This is a genomic window from Thiomonas sp. FB-6, assembly GCF_000377645.1.
Taxonomy (GTDB): Bacteria; Pseudomonadota; Gammaproteobacteria; order Burkholderiales; family Burkholderiaceae_C; genus Thiomonas_A.
Genome location: NZ_KB898503.1, coordinates 19,706 through 36,596, shown reverse-complemented (window position 1 = coordinate 36,596; position 16,891 = coordinate 19,706). Strand labels below are relative to the sequence as shown.

The following is a 16,891-nucleotide window of genomic DNA, read 5'->3' as shown; positions in this document are numbered from 1 at the left end:
TAGGGAAACACTGATCAATTCGGGGCGGCTGGCATCGCACGCTGGCCGAGCGGGGCGTGAACTGGAACAATGGTCCTGAACGTCCGAGAGCGCGAGGAACGACGATGCAGACGAGCTTTTCCGAGTACGAGTACGGGAGCAAGAAGCGGCAGACGCGACGCGACCGCTTCCTGGCCGAGATCGAAGCGATGACGCCGTGGGGCGAGTTGGTCGCGGCGATCGAGCGCCACTATCCGAAGGGCGGTGGCCGCGGTCGCCCGCCGATCGGACTGGAGCGCATGCTGCGCATGTACATCGCGCAGAACTGCTTCGGGCTGTCGGACGAAGGCATCGAGGATGCCATCTACGACAGCCAGGCGATCCGGCGCTTCGTTGGCATCGATCTGGGCCGCGAGTCGGCACCCGACGCCACGACGCTGCTCAAGTTCCGCCGCCTGCTCGAAGACAAGCAGCTCACCGAAACCATCTTCACGACCATCAACGCGCACCTGGCGGCCAAGGGGCTGTTCCTGCGGCGCGGCACGGTGGTGGATGCGACCATCATCGAGGCGCCGCCGTCGACCAAGAACGCCAAGGGGGATCGCGACCCCGAGATGCACCAGACCAAGAAAGGCAACGCGTGGCATTTCGGCATGAAGGCCCATATCGGCGTCGATGCCCAATCGGGGCTGGTGCACACCGTGGTCGGCACCGCCGCCAATGTGGCTGATGTGACCCGGGCACAAGATCTGCTGCATGGCGACGAGGAGGATGTCTTCGCCGATGCGGGCTACCAGGGCGTGGCCAAGCGCGAGGAGAACATCGGTGTTCCGGTCAACTGGCATGTGGCCATGCGCCCCGGCAAGCGCCGCGCGCTGGCCGGGCACGGCTGGGCGCAGAAGCTGGAGTGGATCGAGCAGATCAAGGCCAGCATCCGCGCCAAGGTTGAGCACCCGTTCCACGTCGTGAAGAACCTCTTTCGGCACCGCAAGGCGCGCTACCGCGGCCTGGCGAAGAACACGGCGCAGTTGCACACGCTGTTCGCCATGGCCAATCTGATGCTGGCGCGCAGGCTGGTTTGGAACTCCGACACCCGAGGTGCGTCCGCAGTGTGAAAAATGGGGCAAAGGGCGGCGTCCGCTGCCGATTTTCGGCCGCGCTTCGGACCTCCTGACCGCGAAACGCCCGTTTTTCGCACAGTTCGCGACCATGGATACAAGCGGCTTCGCCCAAGAGGTCATTTCTTCAGTGCTTCCTTAGAGCATGAAACGTGCGCGGTGTGCCCGCCGTAACCGCGGTTTCACTGCTGGGAAGCTGTATAGAAGGACTCGGGCTGATGCACCAGCAAGCGCGCGCTCGCAGCCGTCGGGCACCGCCACTGGCACATCTACCGTGAGTTGAGTACCAGAACCTCCCGAACTCGGATCAACGCATCCAGGGCCTGAGTACGCGGCGCGTCGATGCCTAGCCAGCGCGCGACCCGCAAGACCTCGCCGTTGATCGCATCCACCTCCGTCCGACGCCCCGCAAGCAGGTCCTGGAGCATGGAAGGTTTATGTTGAAGGTGATGGTCCAACGCGTGGTCCAACGTGTCGTGCAGACCCTTTGCATCGACCGCGATCCCGTTGGCGCTCGCCACGGCCAGCACTTCCGTGGCGATGTCGTGAGCCAGTTCCCTCGCTTGAGGCTGCCTGCCGACCTGGCCGACGGTCGCGCAGGTCACGGCGCATACCGTGTTCAGCGCGGCATTGAATGCGGCCTTCTGCCAGATCGCCGCTTGCACGGTCGCATCCAGGGTGCTCGGCAGACCGGCCTGCGTGAGCGCCTCGGCCAATGCCTGCAGGGCGTCGCTCGGCCTGCCGTCGGCCATCATCATGCGGTTGTGCCCCGCACCGTGGGAATGGACATGCCCGGGCTCGATCATGTCGGCCGGTACGGTCGTGACCCCCACGGCGATGCGGGACATGGGGAGAAAGGCCGCCACGCGCTCGGCGTTCCCGAGGCCGTTCTGCAGGGTCAAGACCAGAACCCGGTCGTCCAGCACGTGGCGCACCGATTCCATGGCCCCCTGGGTGTGCAAGGTCTTGGTGAACAGGATCAGGCAGTCCGGTCCACTGGCGGCGGCCTGCGGCCTGGCGATGGGCAGGCGAACCACGCGCGCGCCCTTGCCTTCGGTCTCCAGCGTGAGACCGTGATTGCGTACCTTCTCGATGTGCGTCGGGTTGACGTCAAGGAGTTCGACGTCGTGCCCCTGTTCGGCCAGCAAGCCGCCGAACAGCGAACCCATGGCGCCGGCGCCGAGGATGGTGATGCGCATGCCGGATCTCCTGCTGCGTTGATTCAGAAGGGATAGTGGCGGTCCGTGGTCTGCAGGGTGATCCACCGCAGTTCCGTGAAGGCCTCGATGCCCGCACGACCGCCGAAGCGCCCCCACCCGCTGGACTTCACGCCGCCAAAGGGCATCTGCGCCTCGTCGTGCACCGTCGGACCGTTCACATGGCAGATGCCGGCTTCGATGCGCCGAGCCACGCGCAGCCCCCGTGCCACATCGCGAGTGAACACGGCCGAGGACAGTCCGAATTCGTTGTCGTTCGCGCAGGCAATCGCCGCTTCCTCACCCTCGACGCGCACAATGGCCTTCACGGGAGCGAAGGTCTCCTCGCGGTAGATGCGCATGGCCGGCGTCACGCGATCGAGGAGCGTGGCGGGCATGAGCGTGTCGTGGGCCTTGCCTCCGCAGACCAGACTCGCACCCTTGGAAAGCGCATCGTCGATCAGCTCGTTGACCCGCCGCACCGCGCTCATGTCTACCACCGAGCCCAGGACCACGGGACCCTTGCGCGGATCGCCCAGGGGAAGCGCCGTGGCCTTCGCGGCGAGTTTGGAGACGAAGGCGTCGGCGACAGCCGCATCGACCACAATGCGCTCCGTCGACATGCAGATCTGCCCGGAGTTGGCGAAGGCGCCGAAGGCGGCGGCGTTGACCGCAGCGTCCAGGTCCGCGTCATCCAGAACCACCAGGGGCGCCTTTCCGCCCAGCTCCAACACGGAAGGCTTGAGGTGCTCCGCGCAGCGTTGCGCGATGATGCGCCCCACGTGTGTGGATCCGGTGAAGTTCACCCGACGCACTGCCGGATGAGCGATCATCGCCTCGACCACCGCGGCCGCGTCGGCAGGGGCATTGGTCACGAAATTGACGGCCCCCTTCGGCAGCCCGGCCTCCTGCAGCGCCTGCACGATCAAGCCGTGCGTGGCGGGGCACATTTCGCTGCCCTTGAACACGACCGTATTGCCGCAGGCCAGCGGCACGGCAAGCGCGCGAACCCCCAGGATGACCGGGGCGTTCCACGGCGCGATGCCGAGCACGACACCCGCCGGCTGGCGCGCAGCCATGGCAAGGCTTCCGGGGACGTCCGAGGGAATCACCTGCCCGTCGATCTGGGTCGTCAGCGACGCGGCCTCAACCAGCATGCCGGCGGCCAGGTGAACATTGAACCCGGCCCAGATCGCGGAGGCACCGGTTTCGGCCGCCATGCTGCGAGCGAGATCCGCGCCCCGCGCCTCGAGGGCCTGAGCGGCCTTCAACAGCAGGGCACGCCGCTCGCCCGGCCCCGTGGCCGACCACTGGGGGAACGCCGCCGCCGCCGCGTCCACGGCGGCCCTCGCATCGTCGGGAGAGGCCGCCGGTGCCACTGTGGAGATCTCGCCGTCCAACGGGTTGGCACGGCTGAAGGTCTTACCCGAGCGCGCGGGAACCTGCTCCCCGCCGATCAGCATGGAAATCGTTTGCATGGTTTGTCTCCTGGAGAAGATGTCTCGATTCGCAGTACCGCTCAGGCCACGACGATCTCGACCAGATTGGGGCCGCTCTCGCGCAAGGCGCTAGACAGGGCTGGCGCCAGCTCCTGAGGCTCCTGCACCCGCGCAGCGCCCACCCCGTAGCCGCGCGCCAGCGCAACAAAGTCGAGATCGGGCAGGTCCGTCCCCTCGGGCTTGCTGCCTGGCGCATAGCCGAATACAGGCGCGAAGTCCTGCAGCGCCGCATAGCGCCGGTTGTTGAGAATCACGAAGGTCATCGACAATCCCAGCCTCGCAGCGCTGTACAGGGCCTGGATGGAATACAGGCTTGAGCCGTCGCCGATGAGCGCGATGACCCGCCCCTCGCGCTGCTGCCGAGCACGCGCCAGCGCAATGCCGACTGCGGCGGGCATGCCATGTCCCAGGCCCCCGCTAGCCATGGTGTAGAAGGTCTCAGCACCGTCCATGGGCAGGTGACGCTGAATCTCCGAACGCGCGCCGGGGGCCTCTTCGACCACCACATCCTGCGGCTGCCGGGCGGCATTAAGCGACTGCAAAGCGAAGGCTGTGCTCATCGGATCGCCCGCCTCGGCAACGGCGGGGACGGGGCGCGGCTGAGGCAGTTTGCGCTTGCCGCTGGGAGAGGGGCCTTGAAGGAGTGCGTCCAGCGCGAGATCGATGCTGCAGACCACGCTTTGCCCCGTAGGCGTCCAGGCCGCGACCTGCGGGTCGTCGACGATTTGCCAGAGACGGGCGCCTGGCGGAACATGCGGGCCCTGGCCTTCGACGTGATAGCTGAACGCGGGTGCACCCAACACGACGATCAGGTCGTGGCCCTCAAGGGCATCTACGATGCGCTCGCGCATGGCGGGCAGGAAACCCTGGAACTGCGGGTGACGCTCCGGGAAGCTGCAGCGCGCGCTCATCGGCGCGGCGAATACGGCTGCGCTGTGCCGCTGGGCCAGTTCCACGACCTGGCCGACCGCGTTGTCGCGATCCACTCCGGCGCCCACGACGATGACTGGGCGCTCGCTGTCGGCGAGAGCCCTTGCCAGCTCCGCGATGGCCTTCGGTTCGGGCGCGCAGGTATGGCTCACATCGCGGGTCGACACCCAATCGGTGGACCGATCCCAGTCGTCCGCCGGAATGGACAGGAATACTGGCCCTCGCGGGGCCTGCATGGCCATGTGATACGCGCGAAGCAGGGCAAGAGGAACGTCCTCTGCGCGGGCCGGCTCGCAGGCCCACTTCACGTAGGGACGCGGAAGTTCCGTCGCCTGCGCCGCGGAAAGAAAGGGGTCGAAGGGCAGGATGGAGCGGGCCTGCTGTCCGGCTGTGACGATCAGCGGCGTCTGATTCTTGAAGGCTGTGAAGATATTGCCCATTGCATGGCCGACTCCAGCGGCGGAGTGCAGATTCACGAGGGCCGCGCGCCGTTCCGCCTGGGCATAGCCGTCGGCCATGCCCACGACCACGGATTCTTGAAGGCCGAGCACGTACCGGAAGTCTGCTGGAAAGTCACGGAACATGGGGAGCTCGGTCGACCCGGGGTTGCCGAACACGGTATCTATCCCGAGCTCGCGCATCAGCCGCATAGCGGCTTCGCGGACAGTGGGCCGATGGGTCTCGGGCGGGTGTGTGAAGGCTGAGGTACGCACGATGTCTCGCCGTGAAGGTAGTTGGCCGGTGAGAGTTTGTGCGCTTGCAGGTCATATCGCAATAACATGGCGCTACTAAGCGTTATCCATCTTGCGCATATGAAAGAGCTAGACCTCAACCTGCTGCGGGTGTTCGACGCGGTCTACCGAACGCGCAACGTAAGCCGGGCCGCAGAGCAACTCGGCATGTCCCAACCGGCGACCAGCCAGGCGCTGACGCGCCTGAGGCTGGCCGTGGGCGACCCGTTGTTCGAACGCGTGCCAGGCGGTGTCGCCCCCACCGCGCGGGCCGATCGCCTGGCACATTCCGTTCAGGCGGGACTGGCCTTGCTGGAAGCCGGGGTCGAAGACGACGCCGGCTTCGATCCTGCCGTCTCGACGGAAGAGCTGCGCATCCACCTCACGGACATCGGGGAGGCCAGGTTCCTGCCGCCATTGATGCGAGCGTTGCGCCGCGAAGCTCCCCAACTGCGCGTGCAGACGAGGAGTTGGCCCAAGGAGCGCATCGCGCAGGCCCTCGACAACGGACGAATCCACTTCGCGATCGGATTTCTTCCCGAAGTACAAAGCACGGTCAGGACTGACCTGCTGACCGATCGCTATGTGCTGGTCATGCGCGCGGGGCATCCGCTGGCGACACCCTTGAGCCGTCGCACCCTGGATCCCTTGCAGCTGCGTAGCCTGGACCTGGTCGCGGTCCAGAGCCATGCACAGACCTTGAACATTCTCCACTCGCTGAATCTCGGCGGCCGCATCCGCCTGATGACGTCGACCTTTCTCGCGTTACCGTCGATCGTGACCACTACGGATCTCGCGGTGCTGATGCCACGTGCGATCGCCGCGGAATTTGAGCCAAGATCCCGATATCAACTCATCGACGCACGACTACCGACGGACGACTTCACCGTAGCCCTGCACTGGAGTCGACGGCACGAACACGCACCCATGCTGCGCTGGGCACGGCATCTGCTTGTGAGTCTTTTCGGCGCCGAGTCAACGCACGAATCGGCACCCCGCCACAGGAAGCGGGATGCCGGCTGAAGGCTTGCGACGAATCGCCTTTGTCAGACTGCGCGAACGATGCGTTCATCGATGGCCCCGAACAGGGCCTAAGCCATGGAGCAGAACTCCAATGGCGGCGAAGCGCAGTGGGGTCCAGGCATCATCGCGGCGTCATCAATCGGCGACGTCGCGGCCCGGTTGAGGTCAAACGGGGCGCATACGGAACTGCCCGATTTGCGCAAGCTGCAGCGGCAAAAATATTCAACGCTGACAGGCGTTTTCGACACTTTGTTGTCCTACCTCGCGCGTCTGTAGCGCGCAGCGGCCCGAAGAATTTCAAACTCTGCCGAGCCCGTAGCTGTGACGGATCAGTGCTTCTTCCTCTGATGCGATTTCTACACTTTGTTATGCGGCACCTCCGAGAGGTGTCGGATAACAAAGGGTCGAAACCGAGAACAAAGTGTCAAACACCTCCTCTTTTTCCACCTGCGGGGAGGGAACAGAGTGTTGAAGCGCCTTGTTCGATAGGGAGATTTTGCCTGTCCAGTGCTGAGGATGCCGGGTCGCGCCGGTGACGCCGCACTCGAGACCATCGGGTCCCTGCTTGGCGCCGGCCCGCGCATCAAGCGAGTCCAGCGCCATCGGCCAAGGGAATGGACTCACGGTATGCGTGTACTGTGCGTAATATGTGCTCCTTGAGATCCACCAAGGAGCTCCCGATGCCAGCGCTTTCGGCAGATGTGCTTGAGTCCATGCGCGAGCCGGGCACCTCGCGGCTGTCCCCCTCCAGGCTCGCCGAGCTGCTCGAGATGCAGCAGCAGGAGCTGGCGGCCCTCGCAGGCGTGCATCGGAACACCTTGCGGATGCACTCGGAGTCGCCTCGCCTGCAGGCCATGCTGCGCGACCTCGTAAGGCTGTTGTCGGCCGCGACGGCCATTCAATCCGATTGGCAGAGACTAGTCTTTTTCATCAAGAACGAACCCGTTGCTGCGTTCCGCCACAAGACCCTGCTGCAAGTCGTCCAAGAAGGCCGGACAGACGACGCGATCGCGTATCTCGAATCCGTCGCCTCCGGCTTCGCGGGATGACAGCCCGTCAGGCTCGCTCGTTTGGGCGGCTGCGTAACCTGCGCGCAAGCATCGGAGGAAGGGGCCAATGACCAGTTTAGCGGTCGAGCGATCGCTTGATGGGTGCCATGAGCGGCAGGACCTCGGCCTGAGCGGGCACTGACACCCCGCCGCGGCAATGACGGCCCTGGTGTGCTCAGCGGTCGATGAGGTAGTCACAGCGAGGCCGGCGTTCAGGAGAGGCCACGCCGTGATGACAACTATGGTTGACAGCACCAGGCTTGTCAACTATCGTTGACGCATGCGATTGATCCGCCAGACGATCGAGTATGCGCAATGGTTCGACCGCGTGCGAGATCGACAGGCGCGCGCCCGCATCGACGTGCGAGTGCGGCGCTTGGGAATGGGCAACCCTGGTCAACACCGTGTGTTGCCCGGTGGTGTTGTGGAAATGAAGATTGACTATGGCCCCGGGTATCGCGTCTATTACACGTCACGAGGCTCGGAGCTGATTCTGCTCCTGATCGGCGGGGACAAGTCTTCGCAACAAGAGGACATCCGAACCGCTCTGCGAATGGTGAAGGAACTGGGATGACCATCAAGACGCTGCCGTGGGATTCAGCCAAGCACCTCGGGTCTGACGACGATCGCGTTGCCTATCTGAATGCCGCGCTTGACGAGGCCGGCGACGACCCCGCCTTCATCACTCAGGTCCTCGGTGACATCGCACGCTCGCGCGGCATCGAGCGCGTGGCACGCGAGACTGGCATGACCCGGCAGGGTTTGTACAAGGCACTTTCCGCGGATGGCAATCCCGAACTGTCAACGCTGCTGAAAGTATTGCGCGCGTTGGGGATGAAGCTGCATGCCGAAGCTGCATAGGTCGAGATGCTGTCAAGCGCCAAGGATCCGCTGCGCAGGGTTGCGCTCCCGCAGCAATGAACGCTCAGGGTCGAAAGCACCAGGCCGCGAGCGCTGAAAGCTGTTGCTCATCGGGCTGCTGATGTCGGCGACCGTTGCCTGCGGCATTGCGGTCGCCGCCACAACCTGCGCCCAGCGCCCGCTCAGGCCGACAAGCACGCCGTCGCCCTGAGGTGGCTCGAGCGAGTTGAGCCGCCCGGGCAGGCCGTCGCCGGACGCGGCGGCCTCGTAATTGTTTGCCGCAGTTTCGTCGGCTTCAGGCCGGGCGCTGCACCCGCCTCGCCATGCGGTGCCTGCCACGAAGCGAGGCGCGCACCGAGGAGCTGACCTGGACCAGCAGGATTACCCCGGCGATACCCAGTACCACGGCGCTGATCGGATGTCTCACGAATACGTCCAGGTGGCCGTAGGACAACAGCAGCGCACGACGGAAATTCTCCTCCAGCATCGGCCCCAACACGAAGCCCAGGATGATCGGCGCGACCGGGAAGTCGAGGCTCATGAACAGCGCGCCGAGCGCGCCGAACACGGCCACCACCCCGACATCGAACAGTTCGTTGCGCACGCTGTACACGCCAATGCATATGAAGAACACCGCAGCTGGGAACATCAGCCGGTAAGGTACGCGCAGCAGCTTGACCCACACGCCGATGAGGGGGATGTTGAGCACCATGAGGATCGCGTTGCCGATCCAGAAGCTGGCCACCAGGCCCCAGAAGATGTCCGCGTGTTCCGTGATCAGCAGCGGACCGGGCTGAATTCCCTTGAGGATCAGCGCTCCCAGGATCAGTGCCATCACCGCGTCGCCCGGAATGCCCAAGGTCATCGTGGGAATGAAGTCGACCTGGGTCTTGGAATGCGAGGCAGCCTCAGGCGCGGCCACGCCCTCGATGGCCCCCTTGCCGAAGCGCGACGGGTCCTTCGCCACGCGCCGCTCGACGGCGTAGGCGATGAAGGTGGTGATGGTCGGCCCGGTGCCGGGCATCGCACCGAACAGCAGCCCCACCAGGGTGCCGCGCAGCATCGGCCAGAAGGACTGGCGCAATTCCTCGCGCGACGGGCGCATGTCGCGCATGCGCACCTTTGCCGACGGCAGGGGCGCGGTGGCCCGGTTGGCCTGCAGCACGAAGTCGGCGATGCCGAAGACGCCCATGCAAAGCGCGCCGAGTTCGACACCGTCGCTCAGGCCCGAAAGGCCGAAGGTGAAGCGGAACATGCCGGTGCTCAGGTCGGTTCCCACGCAACCGCAGAGCAACCCGAAGCAGGTCATCGCCATGCCCTTGAGCGGCGATCCCCTCGACATGGTCGAGCCCGCGACCAGGCCGAGGATCATGATCGAGGCGATCTCCGGCGCGCCGAACTTGAACGCCACGCGCACCAGCAGCGGAGACAGGAAGATCATCATCAGGATCCCCGCCGACGCGGCGACGAAGGACGACAGCATGGCGATTCCCAGCGCCGAGCCGCCCTTGCCCATGCGGGTCAGCGGATAACCGTCGATGCAGGTCACAGCGTGCGGCGGATGGCTGGGCAGGTTCAGCAGGATGGCCCCGATCGCCCCTCCGTACTGGGAGCCGTAGAAGATCCCTGCCAGCATCAGGATGGCCGGCACCGGGGCGATGAAATAGGTCAGCGGCAGCAGGATGGAAATCGTGGTCAGCGCGCCCATGCCGGGAAGCACGCCGATCAGGTTGCCCATCAGCACCCCGAACACCGACCACATCAGGTGCGTGGGCTGCAGCGCCACGCCGAAGCCGAACCACAGGTCCATCAAGGTCTGGTGCATCGCCTCACTCCCAGCGCAGCAGCGGGATTTCCACGTGCAGCGCCCAATGGAACAGCAGCACGCTGACCAGGCTCATCGCGGCAGCCAGCAGCAGCGCGTCGCGCAGGCTGTTTCGGCGGTCCGCCAGCGCCGCGACGAATACGCAGCCGAAGGTCGCCGGCAGCAGCCCGCCGTGCTGCCCGACGACGACGAACACGAACACCGAGCCCAGCACTAGCAGGCCTCCGCGCCAGGCGGCGCGCGACGGCAGGTGCGGCATGACCTCGGGGTCGGCGATCGCCGCGACCCCCAGCCCCAGCGCGACCAGGATCACGCCCAGTGCAGCCGGGAAATAGCCGGCCCCCATGCTCGACAGCGAACCCAGGCCGTAGCTGCGCCCGCGCCAGGCCACGGCGGCGCCGAGCACGACAAGCAGCAGGCCCGACAAGCGGTCCTGGCTGCCCATGCGGAGAATGCGCATGATGATCTCCTCTCCAGTGGTCCCAGCGTGCCGCTTCTGCGTCGGCTCGCCCTGCCGTGTGCTCAGGCGAGCACGGGGTCGAACATGGTGCGCCGGGTATTGCGAAAACGCGGACGCACCCGGGAACTCCAGGGCGTCGCACGCACGTCCAGCCACGCCGGGCTGTTGAAGGCCCGCTCGTCAGCCAGGTCGTAGCAAGCGTAATACCGGGGCGAGCCGATGGGGTCCACGTAGCGCAGGGCCAGCGCGGTGCCCGCGACCGCCGCCAGCCCGGGCAGGTGCTCCCGGTCGTACCAGGCGTTGAGCTCATCCTCGTACCCGGGCTCCACATCGGTCTCCACCACGTAGTGCACACGTGCCTGCTGTCCGGCGGCTGCTCCGTCCACGCGTGAATGTCGCAGCAGCTCGATGCGCGTGGCGCCGCGCGGAAGCTCCCTCGGCAGCAGCTCCGCCTCGGCGGCTTCGACGTAGACGTACATGAGATTCTCGTCGCGTGCGCGCCAGGCACGCGCGGCCGGTGCCCGCGCGGCCAACTTCGCACGCAGGGCGTGCCAGGCCGCCTCGTCGAGCTTGAACAGGGTGATGGTGTGCACGCGCTGTGCCTCCCGAGAATGGATGCCGGCCCGTGGCTCAGTGCACGATATTCATGGCGACCAGGAACCGCGACACCATGTTGTAGGCCGCGACCGTGGCGCACAGCTCGACCAGGCCGCGCTCGTCGAGCAGGGCGCGCAGTTGCCCGATCAGTTCCTCGGGAACCTCGATGTCGCGGGTCATCGCGTCGGTCAGGCGAAGCGCCAGCAACTGTAGTGGCGTGCCGTGGGTGACGGGCCCGGGGTCGCGGGTGGAACGGATCAGCGCATCGTCCAATCCTGCGGCCTGCGCATGCGGCAGGTGGGCCTCGAATTCGAAGTCGGCTCGGTTGAGCACGGCCACGCGCAGGATCACGAGTTCGCGCACGTCGGCGGGAATCGAGGTGTGATTGCGCACCGCAGTGAGCATGCTCTCCCACCCCGAGGCGATCGGCTCGCTGTGCAGCAGCACCTGGTACAGCGGCGAGATACGCCCGCGCTGGCGGGCGATGCGCTGTTCGAGTTCAGCGCGCCCAGGGTCGGTCCCCGGCACCACCGGGGTCACGCGCGGCGTGGAGGAACTCATGGCCGGCTCGTCCTCAATTGCCCAGAGTGATGTGCTCGCGGTGGATCAACTTGGCCCACTTCGCGGCATCGCTGGCCAGCAGCTTCTCCAGGTGCTGCGGAGTCGACGGCGCCGGAACCGCACCCAGGGCGAGCAGCTTGGTGTGCAGTTGCGGATCGTCCAGCGATTCCACCACGGCCTTGTTCAGTGCCTCGACGGTGGCCGCCGGGGTCTTGGCCGCGACGAATAGACCGTACCAGTTGTCGGTGTCGACTCCTTTGACACCCTGCTCGGCCAGGGTCTTGACCTCGGGCAGCACCGGGGTGCGCTTGGTCGCGGCCAGGCCTAGGGCCTTGAGCTGGCCGGCGCGCACGAAGCTCATCAGGCCCGGGATGTCGCCGAAGAAGCCGGCAGCCTGCCCGGCCAGCACGGCGTTGATCGCCGGCGCCGCGCCGCGGTAGGGCACGTTGAGGAGCTTGGCCCCGGTCGCTTCGCGCAATTGCTCGATGGCAAGGTGCGGCACGCTGCCCACGCCCGAGGAAGCCATCGGGGTGGGCTCGGCGCGCTTCTTGGTCTCGGCGACGAACTGCTCGATGTTCTGCGCCGGGTTGTTCTTGTTGACCACCAGGAGTTCGTTGTTGTCGACGACGAGGGACACCGGGGCAAAATCCTTGCGCATGTTGTAGCCCAGGTGGGGGTACAGCGAAGGATTGATCGCCGCGGCGCCCACGCTGGTCAGCCACAGCGTGTTGCCGTCGGCCGGCGCTTGCAGCAGGGCCTGCGCGCCGATCGCGCCATTGGCGCCGGGCTTGTTATCCACCACCACGGTGCAGTCGAGCTTGCTCGCCAGCTCCTGGCCCAGCGCTCGCGCGACCGTGTCCACGGGGCCTCCGGCGCTGAAGGCCACGATGATGTGCACAACGCGCGCCTGCGCCGAAGCCGCGAACAATGTAAAGGCGGCAAGGCCGCACAGTGCGAATCGGATGATCCTTGGCATGGTTTGTCTCCCGGAGGCTATATGGGTAAGAGTTCGCGCCTCGAGCCCCTGCGAGGCGCGTTGGGGATTCAGTCGCAGCGCACGGTCATGCCGCCGTCGACCACGATTTCGGTACCAGTGATGAAGCGTGCCTCGTCGCTGGCGAGGAACAGCGCGGCGGCGGCGGTGTCGCTGCCGTCGCCCATGAAGCCCAAGGGGATGCGGCGCTGACGCTGGGCCAGCAGCGCGTCGACGTCGCCGCCGGCGCGCTGTCCGGCCAGGCGTGCTTCCACCATCGGGGTATGCAACTGCCCGGGGACGACGGTGTTGACCCGGATGCGCTGCGCGGCATGCTGCACCGCGACCACGCGCGACAGCTGAATCACGCCGGCCTTGGCCGACGCGTAGGCAACCTGCGCGGCACCCGTCCAGCGCAGTCCCGAGGTCGACGCGACGTTGACGATAGAGCCGCCGCCGCGCGCCTGCATGCGCGGAATCACGTGCTTGCACCCCAGGAACACGCTGGTCAGGTTCAGCGCCAGTTGGCGCTCCCAGACCTCTTCATCGAGTTCCACCGGTCCGCCGTGGGCCGAGCCACCCACGTTGTTGACCAGGACGTTGGGCTCGCCGAACAGTTCTTCGCAGCGCCGCACCAGTTCGGCAACTTGCTGCGAGGAAGTCACATCGGCGGCATGCACCTGCATGTCCCCTGCCGCGCCGCGTGCCATTTCCAGGGTGCCCTGAAGGTTTTCGATTCGACGGTCCACTGCTAACACCCTGGCACCCTCCTGCGCCAGGCGGACCGCGATCGCGCGCCCGTTGCCCCAACCTGGACCGACGCAGCCGGCGCCGGTGACGATCGCGACCTTTCCTTCGAATCGTGGGTGCTGGGAAGTTTCGGAGTGCATGGCCGGCGCGGGGAATCGATACGAATCAGACGGCATCGCCGAAGCGATACAGACGTTGCGGGTTGGACACGAGCAGGCTGCGACGCTGTGTCTCGTCCGGAGCGAAGCGGGCGATGGAGTCGACCAACTGACGCTCGTCGGGAATGGGCCCGGCGTGGTTGGGGTGGGGCCAGTCGTTGCCCCACAGCACCCGGTCCTCGAAATCACGCATCAGCAGGCCGGCGAAGCCGATGGCGTCGTCGTAGGGCGGGCCCAGCGCGCTGATGCGGTCGATGCCGCTGAGCTTGACCCACCAGCGCCGGTCGCGCAGCAGATCCACGAGGGCGAGGAAGTGCTCGTGCCGCGGCCCCAGCGACGCGCCGACGCGACCGATGTGGTCGACGACCACCGGTACCGCGGCGTCGCGCAGCGTGGCGCCGATCTCGGCCAAGCGGTCGCTGCTGGCGTGGATCTGCAGGTGCCAGCCGACGTCGGCTAGGCGATGCGACATGGCAAGCACCTCGTCCAGCCCGGCTTCCGCGCCGAGGTGACGGTAGTAGTTGAATCGAACCCCGCGAAAGCCCTGCGCGTCCAGTCGGCGCAACTCGGCGAGCGGCGTGTCGGTGGGCAGCAGCGCGACGCCGCGGTAGCCCTGCGGGCGACGCAGCAGCGCGTCGGCGGTGGCACGGTTGTCGAAGCCGTGGCAGGCCGACTGCACGACCACGCAGCGCTGCAGGCCGAGCGAATCGTTCAGCGCGATCAGCGCCTCGGCCGGAGCGTCCGCCTGCGGCACGTAGGCTGCGTCGGCCGCATAGGGAAAACGTTCGCGCGGGCCGAACACATGGCAATGGGCGTTGCAGGCCAGGGCGGGCAGTTCAAGGTGCATGCCGCCCATTCTTCCGGCTTTGTCATGCGCGAAAAAGCGCATACGCCCTATATCAGCTATGTTCCAACCGAATGGCTGCTGAAGCCGCAAGGCAGGCGCGCGTGGTCATGCGCCCGGCCCGGAGCGCGAGGCCAGTAACTGCTCGATCGCGCCGGCGGTGTGCCGCAGGCGCGGCAGCATGGCCTCGAGCATCACCGCGCGCGGGGTGCGACGGGCCTGGCCGCTGACGTTGATGGCGGCCAGCACCCGACCGTCGCGCGCGCGGATCGGCACCGCCAGCGAGATCAGCCCCTCCTCGAGTTCCTCGTCCACCAGTGCCCAGCCCTGCTGCCTCACGGTGCGCACGATCTCGAGCAGCGCGTCCGGCTGGTGCACGGTGCGTGGAGTGCGCGCCAGCGGCCGTGCCTGCGCGAGCAGCCGGGCCACCTCGTCGTCGCCGAGGCCGGCCAGCAGCACCCGGCCCATCGAGCTGCACCACGCGGGCAGCCGGCTGCCCACGCCGAGGTTCAGGGACATGATCTTGTGCGAGGCCACGCGCAGCACGTAGACGATGTCGTGTCCGTCCAGCGTGGCGGCCGAACACGACTCGCCGACCTCGCGCGAGAACTCCTGCATCAGCGGCTCGGCCAGGTGCCACAGATCGAGCGAGCTCAGGTAGGCGAAGCCCAGATCCAGCACCTTTGCGGTGAGTTCGAACCAGCGCCCGTCGCATCGCACGTAGCCCAGTTGCTGCAGGGTCAGCAGGATGCGCCTGGCGCCGGCGCGGGTCAGACCGGTGCGTTGCGCGACCTGACTCATGGTCTGGCGCGGGTACTGCGCGCCGAAACTGCGCATCACCGCGATGCCTCGCGCGAAGGACTGCACGTAGGCGTCGCCCGGCACGGGCGCGCCGTCGGCATGGTCGTGCGTTGAGATTCGGCTTGTGCTGGGGTACATTGTTCTTGGAACGAACATATGTTCGGATTTCGAACATTTTACCCCGGGGGTCCCGATGATCGACAAGTTCGCCACCTCGGCCGAGGCGGCGCTGCAGTCCGTGCGCGACGGCGCCACTGTGATGATCGGCGGCTTCGGCAGCGCCGGCCAGCCGGTGGAGTTGATCGACGCGCTGCTGGCGCATGGCGCGCGGGACCTCACGGTGGTCAACAACAATGCCGGCAACGGATCCACAGGACTGGCCGCGCTGCTCGCTGCGGGCCGCGTGCGCAAGATCGTGTGCTCCTTTCCGCGCCAGACCGACTCCTGGGTGTTCGACGAGCTCTACCGCAGCGCGCGCATCGAACTCGAACTGGTGCCGCAAGGCAACCTGGCCGAGCGCATCCGCGCCGCGGGCGCCGGCATCGGCGCCTTCTACACCCCCACCGGCTACGGCACGACGCTCGCCCAGGGCAAGGAAACCCGCGAGATCGACGGGCGCATGTACGTGCTCGAGTATCCGCTGCACGCGGACCTGGCGCTGATCCAGGCCGAGCGCGGCGACCGCTGGGGCAATCTGCTCTATCGCAAGACCGCGCGCAATTTCGGGCCGATCATGGCCGCCGCGGCGCGCCTGACCGTGGCCGCCGTGCACGAGGTAGCCGAACTCGGCGCCATCGACCCCGAATGCGTGGTCACGCCGGGCCTTTACGTCGACCACGTCGTGCATCTGCCGCGACACCACATTCCGGGAGGGCGAGATGCCGAAATGGACGCGTGAACAGATGGCGCGGCGCCTGGCCGCCGACATTCCCGAGGGCGCAGTGGTCAACCTTGGGATCGGCCTGCCTACGCTGGTGGCCAACCACGTCGACCCGAATCGGGAGATCATCCTGCACACCGAGAACGGCCTTCTCGGCATGGGTCCTGCGCCCGCGCCGGGCCAGGAAGACCCCGACTTGATCAACGCCGGCAAGCAGCCGGTGACCGCGCTGCCGGGAGCCTGCTTCTTCCACCACGCCGACAGCTTCGCAATGATGCGCGGCGGGCACATCAACTACTGCGTGCTCGGAGCTTTCCAGGTTTCCGCTCGCGGCGACCTGGCCAACTGGCACACCGGCGCGCCGGGAGCGATCCCTGCGGTGGGCGGCGCGATGGATCTGGCGGTAGGCGCCCGCAACACCTGGGTGATGATGGAGTACCTGGGCAAGGACGGGCACTGTAAAGTCGTGCGCGAGTGCAGCTACCCGCTGACCGCGGTTGGTTGCGTGAATCGCATCTACACCGATCTGGCCGTGCTCGAGATCGCCGACGGCGGACTGCGTGTGCTCGAACTGGCTGAGCCGGGAACCCTGGAAGCGCTGCAACGCGTCACGGCGGTGACGCTGCACCCGGCCTGAGTTCCGGGTACGCGGCGGC

At 66.6% G+C, this 16,891-nt stretch carries 20 protein-coding genes; 8 read left to right on the top strand and 12 right to left on the bottom strand.

Annotation, left to right across the window (positions count from 1 at the left end; all coding sequences use genetic code 11):
* Positions 1–104: 104 nt before the first annotated feature.
* On the top strand, positions 105–1,094 hold the full coding sequence (locus D466_RS0116755) for an IS5 family transposase (protein WP_018914603.1): 990 nt from the start codon (positions 105–107) through the stop codon (positions 1,092–1,094).
* 272 nt (positions 1,095–1,366) lie between these two features.
* Here D466_RS0116755 and D466_RS0116750 read toward each other — a convergent pair whose 3' ends face one another.
* From D466_RS0116750 to mdlC, 3 genes are read right to left on the bottom strand one after another with little or no spacing between them, the layout of a single operon-like run.
* Complete coding sequence (locus tag D466_RS0116750; RefSeq protein WP_018914864.1) at positions 1,367–2,296, bottom strand: ketopantoate reductase family protein; 930 nt, start codon at positions 2,294–2,296, stop codon at positions 1,367–1,369.
* Positions 2,297–2,319: 23 nt separating this feature from the next.
* Positions 2,320–3,771: an aldehyde dehydrogenase gene (locus tag D466_RS0116745; RefSeq protein ID WP_018914863.1), complete on the bottom strand. Its 1,452-nt coding sequence runs from the start codon at positions 3,769–3,771 to the stop codon at positions 2,320–2,322.
* A 41-nt stretch (positions 3,772–3,812) separates the two neighbouring features.
* Positions 3,813–5,435 carry a benzoylformate decarboxylase gene (gene mdlC / locus D466_RS0116740; RefSeq protein ID WP_026285405.1) on the bottom strand — a complete coding sequence of 541 codons (1,623 nt, stop codon included), beginning with the start codon at positions 5,433–5,435 and terminating at the stop codon, positions 3,813–3,815.
* Positions 5,436–5,534: 99 nt separating this feature from the next.
* Between mdlC and D466_RS0116735 the strand changes: the two genes are divergently transcribed.
* The 5 genes from D466_RS0116735 to D466_RS0116725 all read left to right on the top strand — a co-directional run bounded on the left by D466_RS0116735 (position 5,535) and on the right by D466_RS0116725 (position 8,386).
* Positions 5,535–6,476, top strand: a complete 942-nt coding sequence (locus tag D466_RS0116735) for a LysR family transcriptional regulator (RefSeq protein WP_196803508.1) — start codon at positions 5,535–5,537, stop codon at positions 6,474–6,476.
* A 75-nt stretch (positions 6,477–6,551) separates the two neighbouring features.
* Positions 6,552–6,752: a hypothetical protein gene (locus tag D466_RS24150; RefSeq protein ID WP_156004397.1), complete on the top strand. Its 201-nt coding sequence runs from the start codon at positions 6,552–6,554 to the stop codon at positions 6,750–6,752.
* A 404-nt stretch (positions 6,753–7,156) separates the two neighbouring features.
* Positions 7,157–7,525: a hypothetical protein gene (locus tag D466_RS0116730; protein WP_026285404.1), complete on the top strand. Its 369-nt coding sequence runs from the start codon at positions 7,157–7,159 to the stop codon at positions 7,523–7,525.
* 280 nt (positions 7,526–7,805) lie between these two features.
* Entirely contained in the window at positions 7,806–8,099 is a 294-nt protein-coding gene (locus D466_RS23525; protein WP_081630005.1) for a type II toxin-antitoxin system RelE/ParE family toxin, read from the top strand.
* Positions 8,096–8,386 carry an addiction module antidote protein gene (locus tag D466_RS0116725; RefSeq protein ID WP_018914859.1) on the top strand — a complete coding sequence of 97 codons (291 nt, stop codon included), beginning with the start codon at positions 8,096–8,098 and terminating at the stop codon, positions 8,384–8,386. The genes D466_RS23525 and D466_RS0116725 overlap by 4 nt, the downstream gene beginning before the upstream one ends.
* A gap of 12 nt (positions 8,387–8,398) precedes the next feature.
* Here D466_RS0116725 and D466_RS24535 read toward each other — a convergent pair whose 3' ends face one another.
* The 9 genes from D466_RS24535 to D466_RS0116685 form a co-directional block, all read right to left on the bottom strand.
* Complete coding sequence (locus D466_RS24535; RefSeq protein WP_196803507.1) at positions 8,399–8,584, bottom strand: hypothetical protein; 186 nt, start codon at positions 8,582–8,584, stop codon at positions 8,399–8,401.
* A 97-nt stretch (positions 8,585–8,681) separates the two neighbouring features.
* The gene (locus D466_RS0116720) at positions 8,682–10,211 is read right to left on the bottom strand and encodes a tripartite tricarboxylate transporter permease (RefSeq protein WP_018914858.1); all 1,530 of its coding nucleotides are present in this window, start codon (positions 10,209–10,211) and stop codon (positions 8,682–8,684) included.
* A 4-nt stretch (positions 10,212–10,215) separates the two neighbouring features.
* Positions 10,216–10,671, bottom strand: coding sequence for a tripartite tricarboxylate transporter TctB family protein (locus D466_RS0116715; protein WP_018914857.1), 456 nt, complete (start codon positions 10,669–10,671; stop codon positions 10,216–10,218).
* Positions 10,672–10,733: 62 nt separating this feature from the next.
* A complete protein-coding gene (locus D466_RS0116710) occupies positions 10,734–11,264 on the bottom strand; it encodes a DUF4286 family protein (protein WP_018914856.1) in 531 nt (176 codons plus the stop codon).
* A gap of 37 nt (positions 11,265–11,301) precedes the next feature.
* On the bottom strand, positions 11,302–11,829 hold the full coding sequence (locus D466_RS0116705; RefSeq protein WP_018914855.1) for a carboxymuconolactone decarboxylase family protein: 528 nt from the start codon (positions 11,827–11,829) through the stop codon (positions 11,302–11,304).
* A 13-nt stretch (positions 11,830–11,842) separates the two neighbouring features.
* Entirely contained in the window at positions 11,843–12,805 is a 963-nt protein-coding gene (locus tag D466_RS0116700; RefSeq protein WP_026285402.1) for a tripartite tricarboxylate transporter substrate binding protein, read from the bottom strand.
* 68 nt (positions 12,806–12,873) lie between these two features.
* Positions 12,874–13,692, bottom strand: coding sequence for an SDR family NAD(P)-dependent oxidoreductase (locus tag D466_RS0116695; protein ID WP_038166627.1), 819 nt, complete (start codon positions 13,690–13,692; stop codon positions 12,874–12,876).
* A gap of 25 nt (positions 13,693–13,717) precedes the next feature.
* Positions 13,718–14,557 carry an amidohydrolase gene (locus tag D466_RS0116690; protein ID WP_038166638.1) on the bottom strand — a complete coding sequence of 280 codons (840 nt, stop codon included), beginning with the start codon at positions 14,555–14,557 and terminating at the stop codon, positions 13,718–13,720.
* Positions 14,558–14,662: 105 nt separating this feature from the next.
* Positions 14,663–15,493: an IclR family transcriptional regulator C-terminal domain-containing protein gene (locus D466_RS0116685; RefSeq protein ID WP_038166626.1), complete on the bottom strand. Its 831-nt coding sequence runs from the start codon at positions 15,491–15,493 to the stop codon at positions 14,663–14,665.
* A gap of 55 nt (positions 15,494–15,548) precedes the next feature.
* On the opposite strand from D466_RS0116685, the gene D466_RS0116680 reads away from it, so the two are divergent.
* Both D466_RS0116680 and D466_RS0116675 read left to right on the top strand, forming a co-directional pair.
* Positions 15,549–16,253 carry a 3-oxoacid CoA-transferase subunit A gene (locus D466_RS0116680; RefSeq protein ID WP_018914850.1) on the top strand — a complete coding sequence of 235 codons (705 nt, stop codon included), beginning with the start codon at positions 15,549–15,551 and terminating at the stop codon, positions 16,251–16,253.
* Complete coding sequence (locus D466_RS0116675; protein WP_026285398.1) at positions 16,234–16,872, top strand: 3-oxoacid CoA-transferase subunit B; 639 nt, start codon at positions 16,234–16,236, stop codon at positions 16,870–16,872. The genes D466_RS0116680 and D466_RS0116675 overlap by 20 nt, the downstream gene beginning before the upstream one ends.
* Positions 16,873–16,891 lie beyond the last annotated feature (19 nt).